This window comes from Tichowtungia aerotolerans, assembly GCF_009905215.1.
GTDB classification, from domain to species: Bacteria; Verrucomicrobiota; Kiritimatiellia; order Kiritimatiellales; family Tichowtungiaceae; genus Tichowtungia; species Tichowtungia aerotolerans.
Genome location: NZ_CP047593.1, coordinates 3,405,789 through 3,421,314 on the forward strand (window position 1 = coordinate 3,405,789; position 15,526 = coordinate 3,421,314).

Consider the following 15,526-nt stretch of genomic DNA (forward strand, 5'->3'; position numbering starts at 1 on the left):
GTTCAATAAATATTGAACAAAACGGGTTAAATCGCAAGCGAAACGTCTTCCACAAGTCTATCCGCAAATCCGGATTTACACATGAATTGGTCATTCTGTTGCTCATCTTGTTTCACCTCTGCTACACGGCCTAGCATCAAACCAGCAACAACACGCCATCAACCCATCGTCAATCTGGCGCAAAACTCTATCAACTCACCAGCTCCATGAGCTTGCCGTAGCTGTCGACAACGTCGTATTTGACTTGGTCGGTGGTGATTTTTGAGAAGAATTTTTTGGCGCACTTGATTTTGCACTGCTCAATTTCACGCAATTCCAGCGAGGACATGGAGCCTTTGGTTTCGGCAATGAAGTAGATGTGCTTGACCGTGCCCTCTTTAAAGGCGATGGCCCAGTCCGGGTTGTAGTTGCCGACCGGCGTGGGAATGGAGAAGCCTTTGGGCAGTTTGGCGTAGACCACGACCTCGGCGCTGGTGTCGAGTGTCCGAACGAACTCGGTTTCATTTTTGGAGTCGGTAAAGACGTAATCGTAGATATGCCGCTCCGCTTTGACCGCCTTTTTAAAATCTTCCTGCGGTTTTTCGGCAGTAAAGATGTCGCTATCATAGCGTTCTTCAATCGGATCATAGGCAAGGTGCTCGACGATGACGGTCGCCTTCTGCTCATTGATGATGCGAGCAGCCTTATTGAGGAAGTCTTCAGGATTGGCGCGATATTGAACGAATACGGAGGCGCGCATCTGTTTGAGGATAGCGGCAATGGTACGGCGCGTCAGACAGGTATCTTCCGCCAAGCGACCCAGCAGATCGTATTCAACGGCGGAATGCGCCGTGCTATTGAGTTTTTGCGTGGCCGTCTCTTTGATGGCGAAGCCGGAACCGCTTTTGAGTCCCTCGTATGAAATTTTGTCACCCTGAACGCCGCTTTCGACCACATACTGCAAACGAGCGATTTTCAGGTCGGCATTCAGGTGTTCCACGCATTTACCGACCAACTCGTCCGTATCAAACTCCACGGTGTAGGCAGCCTTGCGGTTGATCTTTTCCCACAGGACTTTGAATTCCGCCTTTTCAAAATTTTTGTTGAGCGGGTTAGGTTTTACTGTCCGGCCATTTTCAAATTCGGGCAGCATGGCATCGCTGAATACGCTGTCGATCAGGCGTACAATCTGGGGCGCGTATGGCTGCAGGCTTTCAGGAAGTTCTGCGAGCGATTCTGAATCCTTGGCATCGTGATAGGTCTTGGTGATTTCCTTCTTCGAATCGACGTACTGATTCTGGATCAGATAGAAATAGAGGTCGGCGGCCATCTGGTCTGATACCTCCACGTTGCCCTCAGCGGTGCGCAGAACCTTACCCTTAAAATAGGCTTCGTCGGCCTTGCGCGGACGGGCAGAAAGTGAATCGGCGATTTCTTTCTGAAGACTTGCAGTAAAATCCTTGTAGCTCTCGCTGGCGATGACCGTGAGGCGGTTAATGTGATGCACTGTGGCACCGCATGAAAGCGGGTCCATGCGGTCGCCGGCCTGGTTTACACAAAGACGAAGGCCGCGTCCGACCTCCTGCCGCTTGCGGATGGTGCTGTCGCTGTGCTTCAGCGTACAGATGACAAACACATTCGGATTGTCCCACCCCTCGCTCAATGCGGAGTGGGAGAAAATAAAGCGCACCGATTCATCCAGCGAAAGCAGGCGTTCCTTGTCTTTCAGGATCAGATCGTAGGCGTCGACATCGTCGGCCTGTTTTTCTTCGCCGCGTCCTTTCACCTTCGGGTCAATGAGCCGCTTGCTCTTTTTATCGATGGAAAAATAGCCGTTGTGGGTTTTGTGAACGGGAATGTGCTGGAGGTAGTGTTTATAGGGATTGTCCTCCAGCTCCAGATATTCATTAAGCGCCTGACGGTATTCCTCCTCGAACATCTGGGCGTATTCGCCGGGCAGCTCCTCGGAATCTTGGTACTGACGATATTTGGCAACCTCGTCGATGAAGAACAGGGAGAGTGTTTTGATGCCCTTGTAGAAGTTTTCCTCTTCCTTCTGCAGGTGGGCGCGAACCGTTTCGCGGATCTGGATGCGGCGCAGTGTGTTTTCGTTGATGTCGCCGGACGCTTCGCCGGAGCGCAGCTCCGCGCCGTTTGAAAAGGTAACGGTATCGGTAACTGCGTCAATATCGGTCACGACAAAGTCCCGGTACTGATCCAGATTGCCGGACAGCTCATAGAGCTTGTCGCCCTTGCCGAAGCGCTGAACCACGCGCTTAATGCCGCTGGACTGCCGTTTTTCAAATTCAATGCGGGCAACCGGCGGCTTGGAGGCGGAAACCTGTATGCCCTCCAGATAGAGATAGGCGTTGGTGCCGGCCAGACCTTTGACGGAGATGCCGCGCACGGCGATCTTTTTGACCAGCTTGCGGTTATAGGCATCGAGCGCATCCAGGCGGTGGATTTTGTTGTGCTCGGTTTTGTGGGTGGCGGAATAGCGCAGGATGGCCAGCGGGTTGAACTCCTTCAGGGATTCCGCCGTCTTTTTACCTTCGAGCTTTTGCGGCTCGTCGAGAATCAGAACGGGATGGTTTTTCTTGATGACATCAATGGGGCGGCGCGACTGAAAATCGTCCAGTTCCTCATAGATACGTCGGGCATCCTTACCACGAGCGGCAAACGCCTGTGCGTTAATGATCATCACATTGATTCCGCCGTCCGACGAAAAGCTCTCCACCTTGTGAAGCTGTTTGGAGTCGTAAATGAACGGGCGGGCCTGCTTGCCGTATTCCTCCATGAAGTGTTCGGCGGTGATTTCGAAGGATTTTGCGACTCCTTCGCGGATGGCGATGGAGGGAACCACCACAATAAACTTGGACCAACCGTAGCGGCGGTTCAGCTCGAACATGGTTTTGATGTAGCAGTAGGTCTTGCCGGTACCGGTCTCCATTTCGATGTCGAGATTGACCGGACAGGACGGCTTGGAAACAACAGTCGGGGACAGAGGCAGGTTCTGGCGGTGCTGGACGGCGTGGATATTTTCCAGCAACTGCCCCAAATTGAGCTTCAGCTCATGATTGCGGAAACCGGGCAAATCGGGGTCGGTGGTAAATTCCGTCTGGCCTTTGCGCTCCTTACGAATGCCAGGGTCGAGACGGTACTGCGCCCGCTCCACCTTGGGCTGCCCGCAAAAGCAATCCACGACCGATTCGACAGCGTCGGTTTGGTAGTCCTGTTTGGTAAACTTGAGCTTCATTAGATGGACTTCACTTCCGTGCCGGGGGAGAGGGTTTTGAAGAGCTGTTCGACGTTGTGTTTGAGGGAGTCGTCGAAGGCGTCGTCACGGAAGACGGCGCGCAGCGGCTTGTGGGCGGCCATCTTTTTGACGGTCTCTTCGGACAGCTCCAGATCGAAACAGGCCAGCAGGTCGTTTTCGTTGACCAGCCAGACGGCTTTGCCGTCGATGGACTGCTTTTCGATTTTTGCGGAGAGCGGGACGCCCCAGTCGAGCATCACCTGGAAGAGCAGGTCTTCCGCTGTGCGGTCTTCCTTGATGTGGGCAGTAAACAGATCGAGGTCTTCTTGCTTGAGCTGATCCGGCGTGTACCACACGTCGTTCATGTTGGACTCATCCACCTTCAGCACCCGGAAGCCGACATCGGGCATTGCCGATTGCGGATTGTCGATTGCCGATTGATCGCTCAACAAATCCGGCTCTTTGGCAGCCGCTTTTTGCTTAGCCTCCAGCTCCTCTTTGATCTTCTGTCCGGCCCGGCGAATACGCTCTTTGCCGACTTCGGCAATCGTTTTATACCCCGCCTTAAATGCTTCGCTCTTTTCATCACAGGCTTCCGGCAACTGAACCATGATGTACTTTCGGTTGCCGCCATCCGCAGCGTTCATTTTCATAACAGCATGCGCAGAACTTGCTGACCCGGAAAAATAGTCCACAAGTATGTCGGATGGCCCCGTTAATCCGACCTGCAATAATTTAACAATAAAATTTGATGGCTTGGGGAAGCTGAATATCTGTGCGTTTCCAAACAGTTCTATAATTTCGTTAGTCCCGTGTTGTGTAAAAACATCATCGATTAATGAAAATGCTTTCCCCTTGCGCATTACTCCTTTGCGATCTTTCAGATATTGCTTTGTATGTACAGTCCACCCTCCGCTTTTACTCTTTAAAAACTCAAGCTCTCCACATGCCAGAGCATCTTCGACACGATCCTTACCCCAAAGCCATTGGCGCTTGGGGTGAACTTCAGAGCCATCGGGCGCAGGTATCGGAAACACCAAATTTTTACGTTCTCCCATGCTTTTGGTCGCTTCAAGTGGATGGGTACGATACGGGCCACGGACAGAGAAATTTTGATCCTTCTGCTTGTAGTACCTTTTGATGGACTCTTCCGTTAACGGCACCTCGATGTTCGCTAAGTTTGATGCGCTTTTTGCATACATCAGGGCATACTCATGTACTGAAATCAAAAACTTCTCTTTTGCGCCGCCACCATATCGTTTTTTCCAAATGATGGAGTCGATAAAATTCTCTGTGCCAAAAACCTCATCGCATAGTTTTCGAAGGCTGGAAACCTCATTATCATCAATCGAAATGATCATAACGCCATCATCCCGAAGCAATTGATGGGACAGCCGCAATCGCGGCATCATCATCGTGAGCCAATCCGAATGATAACGACCATTAGACTCTAGGTTGGCAACCAACCGTCCGCCTTCTTCATCCTTCTGCCCTGAATCGAGCTCATACTCGTCCTTGTCGGCAGTAAAGTTGTCCGCATAGATAAAATCCTGCCCGGTGTTGTAGGGCGGATCGATGTAGATCATTTTGACCTTGCCGAGGTAGGTTTCCTGGAGGAGCTTGAGGGCTTCGAGGTTGTCTCCTTCGATGTAAAGGTTTTCGGTGGAGTCGAAGTCGACGGATTCTTCGCGGCAGGGGCGCAGGGTTTTGTTGATGGGGGCATTGGCGGTGGCAATGGCTTCGCGCTTGCCGGGCCAGTTGAGCGAATAGCGCTCGGCGGGGCCTTCGACGACATCGGCGGAGAGCTCCTGACGCAGGAGGTCAAAATCGACGGAGCGTTTCAGCGTGCCGTTGTCGTCCTCGGCTTCGGTGATGCAGCCGGGGAAGAGCGCGGCGATTTTATCGATGTTCATTTCCACCCCGTCGGGGCTTTTCATATCCAGATTTTCCATGCGTATCTCCCAAGAACTACTAGCTGATTTTCTCCAGCTCAGCGGACAGTGTACGGATTTCAGCGTTGATTTCGACTTTTCGATTAAACTGTTTCTCTTTTTTGAGGCGGCTCTGGAGCTTTTTGAGCTCGTTTTGCTTTTTGCGGGCCAGATTGAGCCGCTGAACCATTTCCCCCAACGGTTCGTCTTTACGCGGAGAGTTTCCAATGATTGGAAGCATCATCTGCTCGTAAAGCGCTTTGATGTTCAGCGCGACGGGCAACGGGTCTTCGCCCGGAGTCTTCAGCCAGTCGGTTTCGAAGCGTCCGCCAATGACCCAGTTTTTGGTCCCGTCTGTGGCGGGGCGTTTATAAGCCGCAACATTCTTGACCTGCCTCTGGCTGAGCAGCCGAAAGATGATGGGGTACGGGATGGCTTTATCAATCGAGTCCAGTACCGCCACATCGAGCTTGTCGGCTCGCAGGCGGATGTCGAAGACCTCAATTTCCGAATAGCCGCCTTTGGCTGGAAGTTTGAGGGTTTCGCGGGACAGTTTGTATGCCCAGATGATTTCTTCGACCTGCTCCACAAAGAGGCTCTTTACCTTTTTGGACGGGCGGGCTTTGGAATAGATCAGGCTTTTAGGGACCGTTTTGCCGAAGGCCGCTTTTTGAGGATAGGCAAACACGCTATGCGTCCTCCCGGATCACTATAAAGGCGACCAGCTCAAAGTCATCAATGCCTTTGATGGTATTCAGCAGAGCGGTGGTGCCCCCAGAAGAGAAGAGGCTTTCCACATCCTTTTCCTCGTTGCGGTCGATCATGGATGCAATGCCGAGATCAAGCAGTTGCGAATACGCCTCCATGTTGCGGCCATCATTCGTTTCCGCATTAAAGGGGTTGTATAGCGACGGAATCGGCTCGGACTGCCCTTTGCAGGCCGAACGGAGCAGATCAAGAATCGGCTTCACATCCGTGTGGTGCAGCTTCACTTCGCCGTCCTGCCCGACATAGACCAGATAGTACGGATGCAGGCGGTTGTGCCCGCCGACATTCACCCCGTGATTGGTGTTGCGCAGCACGAAGACCCCTCCAGGCTCCCAGCCCTTCTCCGGGTCGGCTCCGACAACGGCGTGCATGCCCCGGGGGGCGTGCGACAGCTCGCCGTGTTCTTTGACATAGTTGACCAAATCCATGCGAAAATCATTCAGCCCCATGTCGGTGATGGATACGCCGGTTTTGACATCCTCCAGATCAATGACCTCTTCCTGAAGCCGTGCGAGCTGCTGTTTGCGGAATGCTAGATCGTTGGCTTCCGCGCTCAGGACGTTGTCGTCGCCGGTCGCCGAAACATCAGCGATAATCATGCGGTTTTCGACGCGATCTTTGAGGTTGATGTAGTCATCGAGGGAAATATCGGGCCAGAAGTTGACCAGTTGGATTTCATCATTGCGCGAACCGATACGGTCAATTCGACCGAAGCGCTGGATGATGCGTACCGGGTTCCAGTGAATGTCGTAGTTCACCAGATAGTCGCAGTCCTGAAGGTTTTGGCCTTCGGAAATGCAGTCGGTGCCGATCAGCAGGTCAACCTCTGCGGGTTCATCCGGAAGAATGGCGGCCTTTTCTTTGGAAACCGGGGAAAAGAGCGTCAGCAGGGACTGGAAGTCATACACGTTGTCGAGTGTTGATTTGGGGCGGTCGCTGCCGGTGACTTTCCCCACGTGCAATTGGTGCTCTTTATTAAAGTGAGGGGCCAGGTTGTCGTAGAGGTAGTCGGCGGTATCGGCAAAGGCTGTAAAGATCAGTACCTTGCGGTTTCCCTCATTGATCGGGTTGGCCAATTTGTTTTCGATCAGCTCTTTGAGCTTCTGAAGCTTGCTGTCTTCCTCCGAGCCGATCTTCCACATCTCCTGCAACAGTTCGGACAGGACGGCAAGGTCTTCTTCCAGATCGAAGGCCCAGGACTCCAAATCCATATCGGCCAGATCAATTTTCACTTTGCCGCCAATGGTCTCGTCGTCGGGGCTGGGCAAATATTCTTCGTCCGGCTCGGCGTTCTCAATGGCGTCCGAACAATCCGCAAAACTGGCTTTTTCTCCGGTTTCCTTAAAGCGGCGGATTTTCTCCAGCGTGTTTTCGTGGTTGTTCTGCAATGCCGCCAGAGTGAGGCGAAATGCTTCTACAGAGCTCTCCAGCCGTTTCAGCAGGTTCACTGTCATCAGCGCCTGTAAGCTGCGCTCGCGGTCGGCCTGTTTGAGCCGGGAAAGTCCGCCCTGAACCTGCGTGTCGTACATAGCCTCGTATTTGGCCAGGCGACTTGGGAGGATATAGCGGAACGGTGCATAGACCGCCATTTTTACGCTGACGAGCTGCTGAAAGATTTCATTAAAGCCAATGACATCGGTTCGGGATGTCAGTGGGCTGTGATAGGACTCCGGTATCCTTCGTGTCGGGAACTGGCCGATGTCTTTGGTGTCGTAATATTTCTGGATGTGCTTGCGGGAGCGGGCAATCGTGACGCTATCGAGCATCTCGAAGAAATCAAAATCGAGTGAATCAAGGATGGCCTGGGGCGTGCGCTGCTCCGGCGGCATCTTCGACCAGAGATTAAAGGCCGCCTGCGCCCGTCGGAATATCTCGTTAATATCCTTTTCGGTGTGCAGCTTGCGGTTCAGGTTGTCGGCTTCGCCCTCGTATGCGAGAGCGAGCTGGTTTTTCAGGTCGGTAAAGCGGTTATTGACCGGGGTGGCTGAGAGCATCAGCACTTTGGTTTTCACGCCGGCACGGATCACCCGGTTCATCAGTTTTTGATACCGGGTTTCATGGTCCTTGAACTGGGCGTTGTTTCTGAAGTTGTGAGACTCATCAATCACAACCAGATCAAAGTTGCCCCAGTTGATTCGATCCAACGGGATTCCCAGCGAATATCCTTTGTCGCGTTGTAAATCGGTGTGACAAAGCACCGTGTAGTCGAACCGATCCTTAGCAAAGATGTTCGTCACCAGCGGTTGATTGTAGTTCTGCCAGTTGTCGGCCAACTTTTTAGGGCAAAGCACCAAAACTGATTTGTTGCGCAGCTCGTAGTATTTCACCACGGCCAATGCCGTGAATGTTTTTCCCAAGCCGACGCTGTCAGCCAGGATGCAGCCGTTGTAGGTCTCCAGTTTGTTGATGATGCCGACGGCGGCATCGCGCTGGAAGTTAAACAGCTTTTTCCAGATAAGGCTGTCCTGATACCCGGTCAAATCATTAGGCATGAAGTCCTCAGAAATGTCCTCCAAAAACTCATTGAAGATGTTGTACAGCATCAGGAAATAGATGAACTCCGGGGAGTTTTCCTTATAGATTGCCGCAATGTGCTCACAAACCTGCTCTGTAACATCGGTAACCTTTTCCTGATCCCGCCAGATTTGATCAAACAGCTTGAGGTACATGCCCGCTTGTGACGAATCCGTCATTTTATTGACGAAGTTGGAAACCGCATCGCCTTTTTCATAGCCGAGATCCACGGCAGTAAATCCGTGAAGCGGGAGGTATGCCGTTTGCTCTTCTTCTGAGCCCACACAGGCAAATTGCTGCATCGGAGCGGTCGAGCTGTTGGATTTGAACGAGGCTTTCCGGCGTAACCAGTCTGCACACTCCCTAGCGACCGCCCGCTGAGTCAGCTCGTTTTTAAGGCGGATTTCAAACTCCGTTCCGCCCAGGTCGCATTCCCGCTGAATCTTTGGAATATGAAACTCCCGCTTCTCCCTGCGCACCTTGTCGGTAACCTGATCCGGGACAAAAGTAGGAGCAGTAAAAATGAATTCCACCGCCTCCACCTGTTCCAATTCGGCCTTCAGCGCTTCATAGGCGTAGATGGAAAAGCATGATGCAGCAATCTGTAGCTTTGAGTTTGGCTTGATCGTCTGCTTCAGATCATCCCCGAAAAGCTGATTTATATTGTCAAGAATCTGCATCTCATCCCTAACTGGCGCGACTTTCCAATGATTGGAAACTTTGTACACTTTTTTTACCAAGCGTGGAAGCGAAGGCTGAAACAATCTGAAAAAGTACCGCGTTTTACTCAGATTTTAATTTCAGCCGGTTGAGAGCGGCGTAGTCTTCGAGCAGCAGCTCTTGCAGGCGGGTTCGTCCGCCGTCCTGTACGCATTGGTCATCGATGCGGAGATAGAGCGGCACCAAGGCCGACTCTTCCGCTTGTTCCCGATGGGCCGTTGCGACGGCGAGCAGTAGAATCCGCACCCGGTCGGCTGCGGTTTCGGCGTCGATGGCGTCCAGCATTTGATCGAGCGGCGGATTGAGCGGGTTTCCGCGTCCGCCAGCCGTGATGATGTTTTCCAGCGCCATCTCAAGCTCGGGCAGTGTCATTCCGCTGATTTTCGGATCGCCGGCCAGCGTTTCGGCGACGGGCATGAGTTTGGCGCGTTTGTGGCCGTGGACAGCGGCAACGCTTCCTTCGCCGAGGCTTACGCATCCATCCCAAAGGATCGGTAACAGCCAGCAAAGGAAAAGAGTCAGGGCCTGAATCGCAACCCAAAGCATCTGCGCCAGAAAGACGATGATGACCACTGCGGCCTGCACGGCGAAGGCAGCCAGGGCAAAGACGGCATAGACCATCTGGATGGTGGCGGCGTTCTTGCCGCGTATCTGTACGCCCCCGATTTTGACCGATGAGCGGTTGGGCTTCATCCAGTTGAAGGTACCGATAGCCGTTTTGGTGGATGCACTGATTCCGCTTTTGGAAAGGTTGAGTTTGGTCGGGCCTTTGCCGTACCGGCCCCGCAGCCGGAAATTGCCGTTCTGGAATCCGGCATTGGTTCCTTTGGCAATGCGGGTGGTTGCCCGCACACCATGTTTGGAATTGGCGGTTAGATTGAGCCCGGCGACTTTGATCTGCTCCCGAACGGCGACCCCGCCGGTGCGGCTGATCCGCAAATGACGTCCACGGTGCTCAATCCGCTTCTGCCTGCCGTCGCTGTCTTTCTCTCCGATGTTGAACATAACAGTTTCCTAAAAGCGCGGCTCGGTTCCGTAAATATCCAACTCGCAATCGGTGCATTTCCAGCGGGGGTCGTCATCTGCAACACAACAGCCGCCGAGAACAATGCGGCCTGCCTCAAGATCACGATCTAGCTTTTCGTCAAACATGGGCATGCCGAACAGATAGGACGCAATGCGATCCGATCCGCATTTAGGGCATTTGCGCGGCTTGCGGGTTCTTCTGATTTTGTCCTCTTCCATGAAGGACTTATACAGTCCGCAACCTCAAACCTCCAGATTTCAATCCAACGATGAGAGATTGACTTTCGGCATCTTCGGGTGTGTCATTATTGAAATTTCAGAGTGCCGTATCTGGCCGTTTCGGACGTGTGCGCGACGCCTCTAAACGAGTAGCACGTTGCCCCGGATGGGTGCTCTGACCTCTTGCGAAACATGCAAGAAACAGCCCAGAAATCGGGGCTGAAACGGTCTGAAAAGTGTGGCAAAAGTGTGGCTTTTACCCGTCAAAAACCGCCGTTTTTCATGCTTTGTCAACGGGCTTGACACACGCCCGAAAATATCGCAAGGTGCGCATAGTCAGAGACTTACTGAAACAGTTTGACTCATGGCTGAATGGCCAATGATGGGTTGACATGCAAGAGGTCACAGATTCGAATTCTGTATCGCCCACCACTTCAAATCACTCCCAATCCAATGATTGGGAGTTTTTAGTTCCAAACCTGCACGCGCAGACGCTTTCGGCCCCATTTCAGCGCGTCAGCGTGCGAGTTGAAAAACAGATCGATCCGAGCCGGACCCTTGATGTCTCCGCCGCGATCTTCCACTTTTCCTGTTCCGTAGCCGGGAATATACATGACGGTTCTGAACGGATAATAATGCGTGTCAGCGGCAATCGTTCCTTTTTTTGCCTTCGTGCCTGACGCGGTGATCCCGACTTTTTTGGGTTTTCCTTTAAGAGGGCCGGACGAATAAACGGGCCGAAACGGCGGAATCCAGCTGCGATGCCATCCACAGCATTTTCCGCAGGGACAGTAGCCTGTCGTCTCAATCCAGATCGACTGAGGCGTTCCATTTGGAACCGTCGAGCAGCCCGCAAACAGCATCAAACAAAATAAACAACCACTGAATACACAGAAGCAGGTTTTCCAATGTTTGGAACGTTCCGCGTAACCTGTGTATTTCGTGGTTGTTTTCCTCATGCCTTTTGCAGAGCAATTACACACTGATGTCCATTGAGATCAGCTTGCTCTCCGTCGACCTGAGCAGTTTCGATGGTGAGCGCGAGGACTTCGTTTTTAATGTACTCGTCGTAGGCAGCAATCGCTTCGCTGACAGCCTCGTCGGACGAAACGGTCAGGTTGATTCGATCGGTCACTTCGAGACCGGAGGTTTTGCGCAGGTTCTGCACTTCCTTAACCAGCTCGCGGGCGAGGCCTTCGCGAATCAAATCGTCATCTAGCTCGAGGTCGAGCGCCACAACCAGTGCGCCCTGCGTCTGTACGGCAAGCCCCTCTTTCGGTTCGTGCGCAACCAGAACATCATTGGCGGTCAGCTCGAAGGTTTCGCCTTCCAGAACGATATCCGTGCTGCCACCGGCGGCGACCGCTTTCAGCGCGGCGTCGTCCAGATTGGCGATTGCGGAGGCAACCGCTTTCATCTGTTTTCCAAACCTTGGACCGAGCGCCTTGAAGTTGGCTTTTGCCGTGAGCGTTGCGAAACCGGACTCGTCATCCCCGAAGACCACGCTGCGAACGTTGAGCTCTTCTTCGATGATTTCTTTGAGTTCATCGACCTGATTGAGCAGTTCGCTGTCGCGGCTGACAACATCGAGGCGACGCAGCGGTTGGCGGACTTTGGCATCGTTGTCCTTGCGGAGCTGACGCCCCATCACGACGACATCCATAACAATGCGCATCTGTTTTTCGAGATCCTCGTCGCGCTTAGCGCCGGCGGCCGTCGGGAAGTCACACAGGTGTACCGACTCCGGCATATCGTCAGTGCGCAGGTTGCGGTAGATCTCGTCGGCAATGAACGGCGTGAACGGCGCGGCGATTTTGCAGAGCTCAATTAAAGTATGATAGAGCGTAACGTAGGCCTGCTGCTTGTCGCCGTCGTCGTCGGATTTCCAGAAACGGCGGCGCGAGCGGCGGATGTACCAGTTGGTCAGGTCTTCGATGAAGGCGACAAACGGACGGACCGCGCGCTGCAGGTCGTAGCTGTCCATTGCCGCGGTCACTTCCTGGCAAAGGTTTGCCAGCGAGCTTTCGATCCAGCGATCGAGCAGGTTTTCGCTCTGGCCCGGCCGGGTTCCATCCGGCGTCCAGCCGTCAACATTGGCGTAGGTGACGAAGAAGCTGTAGGAGTTCCAAAGCGGAATGAGCAGATGGCGCAGCGCGTGTTTCACTCCCTCTTCGGAGAAGCGAAGAGACTCACCTTTGACGATTGGCGAGTTGATCATATAAAGACGAAGTGCATCGGCACCGTACTCGTGCACCACGTGCAGCGGGTCGGGATAGTTTTTCTTACTTTTCGACATTTTGTGACCGTCTTCGGCCAGCACGAGACCATTGACGACCACGTTCTTGAAAGCGGGCTTTTTGAAGAGCGCGGTGGAGAGCACCATGAGAGTGTAGAACCAGCCGCGAGTCTGGTCGAGCCCTTCGGCAATAAACTGCGCCGGGAAGTTTCCTTCAAAGTGCTCACGGTTTTCAAAGGGATAGTGCTGCTGGGCGTACGGCATGGAACCGGACTCAAACCAGCAGTCGAGCACTTCGGGGGTGCGCTTGTAGGTTTTACCGTCCTTCTCGATAAGGATTTCATCCACAAAATGTTTATGCAGGTCGGTGACCTTTTTGCCGGAAAGCTCTTCAAGCTCGGCGGCGGAGCCGACACAGATCGTGTCATCGGGATCGTCGACGTTCACCCAGACCGGGATGCAGGAACCCCAGAAGCGGTTGCGGCTGATGTTCCAGTCCTTGGCATCGGCCAGCCAGTTGGCGAAACGCCTGGTGCCGACATGCTCTGGAGTCCAGTGGATCTGCTCGTTGTTAGCGAGCATTTCGTCGCGCAGGTCTTCGACACGAACGTACCACGCGTCGATGGCGCGGTAGATCAGCGGCGTATCGGTGCGTTCGCAGAAAGGATAGCTATGCTGGATGGTGGACTGATGGATCAGTTTACCTTCGTCTTTGAGGCGCTTGATGATCGCTTTGTCGGCATCTTTGCAAAACTGCCCTTCGTATTCCGGAACCTGCGATGTGAATTTACAGTCGACGTCGAGCGGCTCGACGAGCGGAATATTTCCAGCGGAGCAGATGCGGTAGTCGTCTTCCCCGTAAGCCGGAGCCATATGCACGATCCCCGATCCGTCTTCGGTCGAAACAAAGTCGTCATTGAGAACGACGAAGGAGTTTTCGTTGTCCTTAAAATAGTCGAACAGCGGCTCGTAGGTCAGTCCCTTGAGATCCGATCCCTTCATTTTTTTGAGGACGTCGTACTGCTCTTCTTTTTTGTAGTAGGCGCTGAGGCGGGCTTCCGCCAGCACGAAGACATCGCCGGATTCCTCATCACGAACAGCGACGTAGTCGATATCCGGCCCGGCGCAGATGGCGAGGTTGGAGGGAAGCGTCCACGGGGTGGTCGTCCAGACCAGCGCACAGGCGTTTTCGATGTCAAAGCCTTTGAGCTTAACGCGCACGGTGACGGACGGATCCTGCACGTCCTGGTAGTTGCGACCAGCCTCGAAGTTGGAGAGCGGCGTGTTAAGCTTCCAGCTGTAGGGCATGATACGGTGGGCGCGGTAGATGCGGCCCTGTTTCCAAAGTTCGGAAAAGACCCACCAGATGGTTTCCATGAAATCCTTGTCCATGGTTTTGTAGTCGTTCTGGAAGTCGACCCAGCGGCCCATACGGGTGACGGTTTTTTCCCACTCTTCGACATACGTGGAAACCATGGAGCGGCATTTTTCGTTAAACACGTCGATTCCGGCGTCAACAATGGCCGGTGCGCCGGCCAGCCCGAGCGCATCCTGCGCGAGGGCTTCGATCGGCAGGCCGTGGCAATCCCAGCCAAAACGGCGCTCGACGCGGTGGCCGCGCATGGTCTGGTAGCGGGGAACAATGTCCTTAATGGTTCCGGCGAGCAAATGGCCGTAATGCGGCAGACCGGTGGCGAACGGTGGTCCGTCGTAAAAGACATATTCGTTGTCCGCCGACCGATTTTCGATCGATTTTTTAAATGTTTCGTTTTCAGCCCAGAAAGCGAGGATCCCCTCTTCCATGGCGGCGAAGTCCACTTTGCTCGAAACCGGTTTAAACATCATTTTCTCTTTCATTCAAAAAACTGGAGCGGGAGACCGGACTCGAACCGGCGACGAACAGCTTGGGAAGCTGCCATTCTACCACTGAATTACTCCCGCAAATAGAAAGAGGGATTTTCGGCTTAGAGCCCGCAAGTTTCAAGGGAGTTTTTTCAATGAATGGAACTTTTCCGCGTAAAGTTTCCAAAACATGGGGAAACCCGGCATCACCAGAAAGTGTTTTTCTTTAAATCATTGAAAAAAACTGATTCAAAGTGCTTCTTTTGCGGTCTTGACTGGCTCTGGAGTGACGCTAGACTATTACCAGCAATAAAATTGCACACAGGACTACAAGATCATATGAATATGGATCGCGAAGATTTTTTTCCGCGCCTGAGAGGCAGTGCCAATGACATGGAACGGCAAATGCTGAGGCTGTGCGATATGGAAAAACACCGAATCGGTCGGGATCTGCATGATTCGATCGGTCAGCAGTTGACCGGCATCAGTCTGCTCAGCAAAGCGGTTGAACATCGGCTGCGCAAGTCCGGGCACCAGGAAGCAGAGTCACTGATGAAGATTTCTGAACTGGTGGACGATGCGATTGATCAGGTGCGGGCTGTTGTGTCCGGAATGGCCCCTTCTGAGCTTCACAATCGTGACGCGGCAGCGGCAATACGTATTCTCTGCCGACGGATCCAGCAGATCCATGATATCAGCTGCTCTTTTTCCAACGAACTGCCTGTTCCTCTGGCCGATCCGGATATCGCAAAAAATCTTTATTTTATTGCGGCGGAAGCAATCAACAACGCCATTCGGCACAGTCGGGCGGATCAGATTGATGTGCGTTTGCGCCCGGGGACTTCTTCAAAAAACGGCGAACTCATTATTCGCAACAACAGCAATAAGTGTAACCTGAATTCCTTTTCCGAACTGACCGGCATTGGGCTGACCGGCATGCATTTCCGGGCAGAAGTCATGAACGGACAATTGGATATTCTTCGTTATCCCGATGATTACATCGGCATTGTCTGTTCGTTCCAACTGCCTTAATCA

Annotated in this window: 9 protein-coding genes and 1 tRNA gene; 1 reads left to right on the forward strand and 9 read right to left on the reverse strand. The window is 53.1% G+C overall.

Going from position 1 to position 15,526, the window contains the following annotated elements; all coding sequences use genetic code 11:
• Positions 1 to 190: 190 nt before the first annotated feature.
• From GT409_RS13955 to GT409_RS13995, 9 genes are all read right to left on the reverse strand, one after another.
• Positions 191 to 3,235 carry a type III restriction-modification system endonuclease gene (locus tag GT409_RS13955; protein WP_160629672.1) on the reverse strand — a complete coding sequence of 1,015 codons (3,045 nt, stop codon included), beginning with the start codon at positions 3,233 to 3,235 and terminating at the stop codon, positions 191 to 193.
• Complete coding sequence (locus tag GT409_RS13960; protein ID WP_160629673.1) at positions 3,235 to 5,187, reverse strand: site-specific DNA-methyltransferase; 1,953 nt, start codon at positions 5,185 to 5,187, stop codon at positions 3,235 to 3,237. Before GT409_RS13960 ends, GT409_RS13955 begins: the two co-directional genes overlap by 1 nt.
• Before the next feature lie 19 nt (positions 5,188 to 5,206).
• Entirely contained in the window at positions 5,207 to 5,854 is a 648-nt protein-coding gene (locus GT409_RS13965; RefSeq protein ID WP_160629674.1) for a DUF4391 domain-containing protein, read from the reverse strand.
• A gap of 1 nt (position 5,855) precedes the next feature.
• A complete protein-coding gene (locus GT409_RS13970; RefSeq protein ID WP_160629675.1) occupies positions 5,856 to 9,128 on the reverse strand; it encodes a helicase-related protein in 3,273 nt (1,090 codons plus the stop codon).
• A 103-nt stretch (positions 9,129 to 9,231) separates the two neighbouring features.
• The gene (locus GT409_RS13975; RefSeq protein ID WP_160629676.1) at positions 9,232 to 10,173 is read right to left on the reverse strand and encodes a hypothetical protein; all 942 of its coding nucleotides are present in this window, start codon (positions 10,171 to 10,173) and stop codon (positions 9,232 to 9,234) included.
• 9 nt (positions 10,174 to 10,182) lie between these two features.
• Entirely contained in the window at positions 10,183 to 10,413 is a 231-nt protein-coding gene (locus GT409_RS13980) for a hypothetical protein (RefSeq protein WP_160629677.1), read from the reverse strand.
• Between the two features lie 467 nt (positions 10,414 to 10,880).
• Complete coding sequence (locus GT409_RS13985; protein ID WP_160629678.1) at positions 10,881 to 11,276, reverse strand: 3D domain-containing protein; 396 nt, start codon at positions 11,274 to 11,276, stop codon at positions 10,881 to 10,883.
• A 92-nt stretch (positions 11,277 to 11,368) separates the two neighbouring features.
• Positions 11,369 to 14,494 carry an isoleucine--tRNA ligase gene (ileS, locus tag GT409_RS13990; RefSeq protein WP_269844944.1) on the reverse strand — a complete coding sequence of 1,042 codons (3,126 nt, stop codon included), beginning with the start codon at positions 14,492 to 14,494 and terminating at the stop codon, positions 11,369 to 11,371.
• A 21-nt stretch (positions 14,495 to 14,515) separates the two neighbouring features.
• Positions 14,516 to 14,590, reverse strand: a tRNA-Gly gene (locus GT409_RS13995).
• Between the two features lie 306 nt (positions 14,591 to 14,896).
• On the opposite strand from GT409_RS13995, the gene GT409_RS14000 reads away from it, so the two are divergent.
• Complete coding sequence (locus tag GT409_RS14000; RefSeq protein WP_160629679.1) at positions 14,897 to 15,523, forward strand: sensor histidine kinase; 627 nt, start codon at positions 14,897 to 14,899, stop codon at positions 15,521 to 15,523.
• The last annotated feature ends 3 nt before the right edge of the window (positions 15,524 to 15,526 follow it).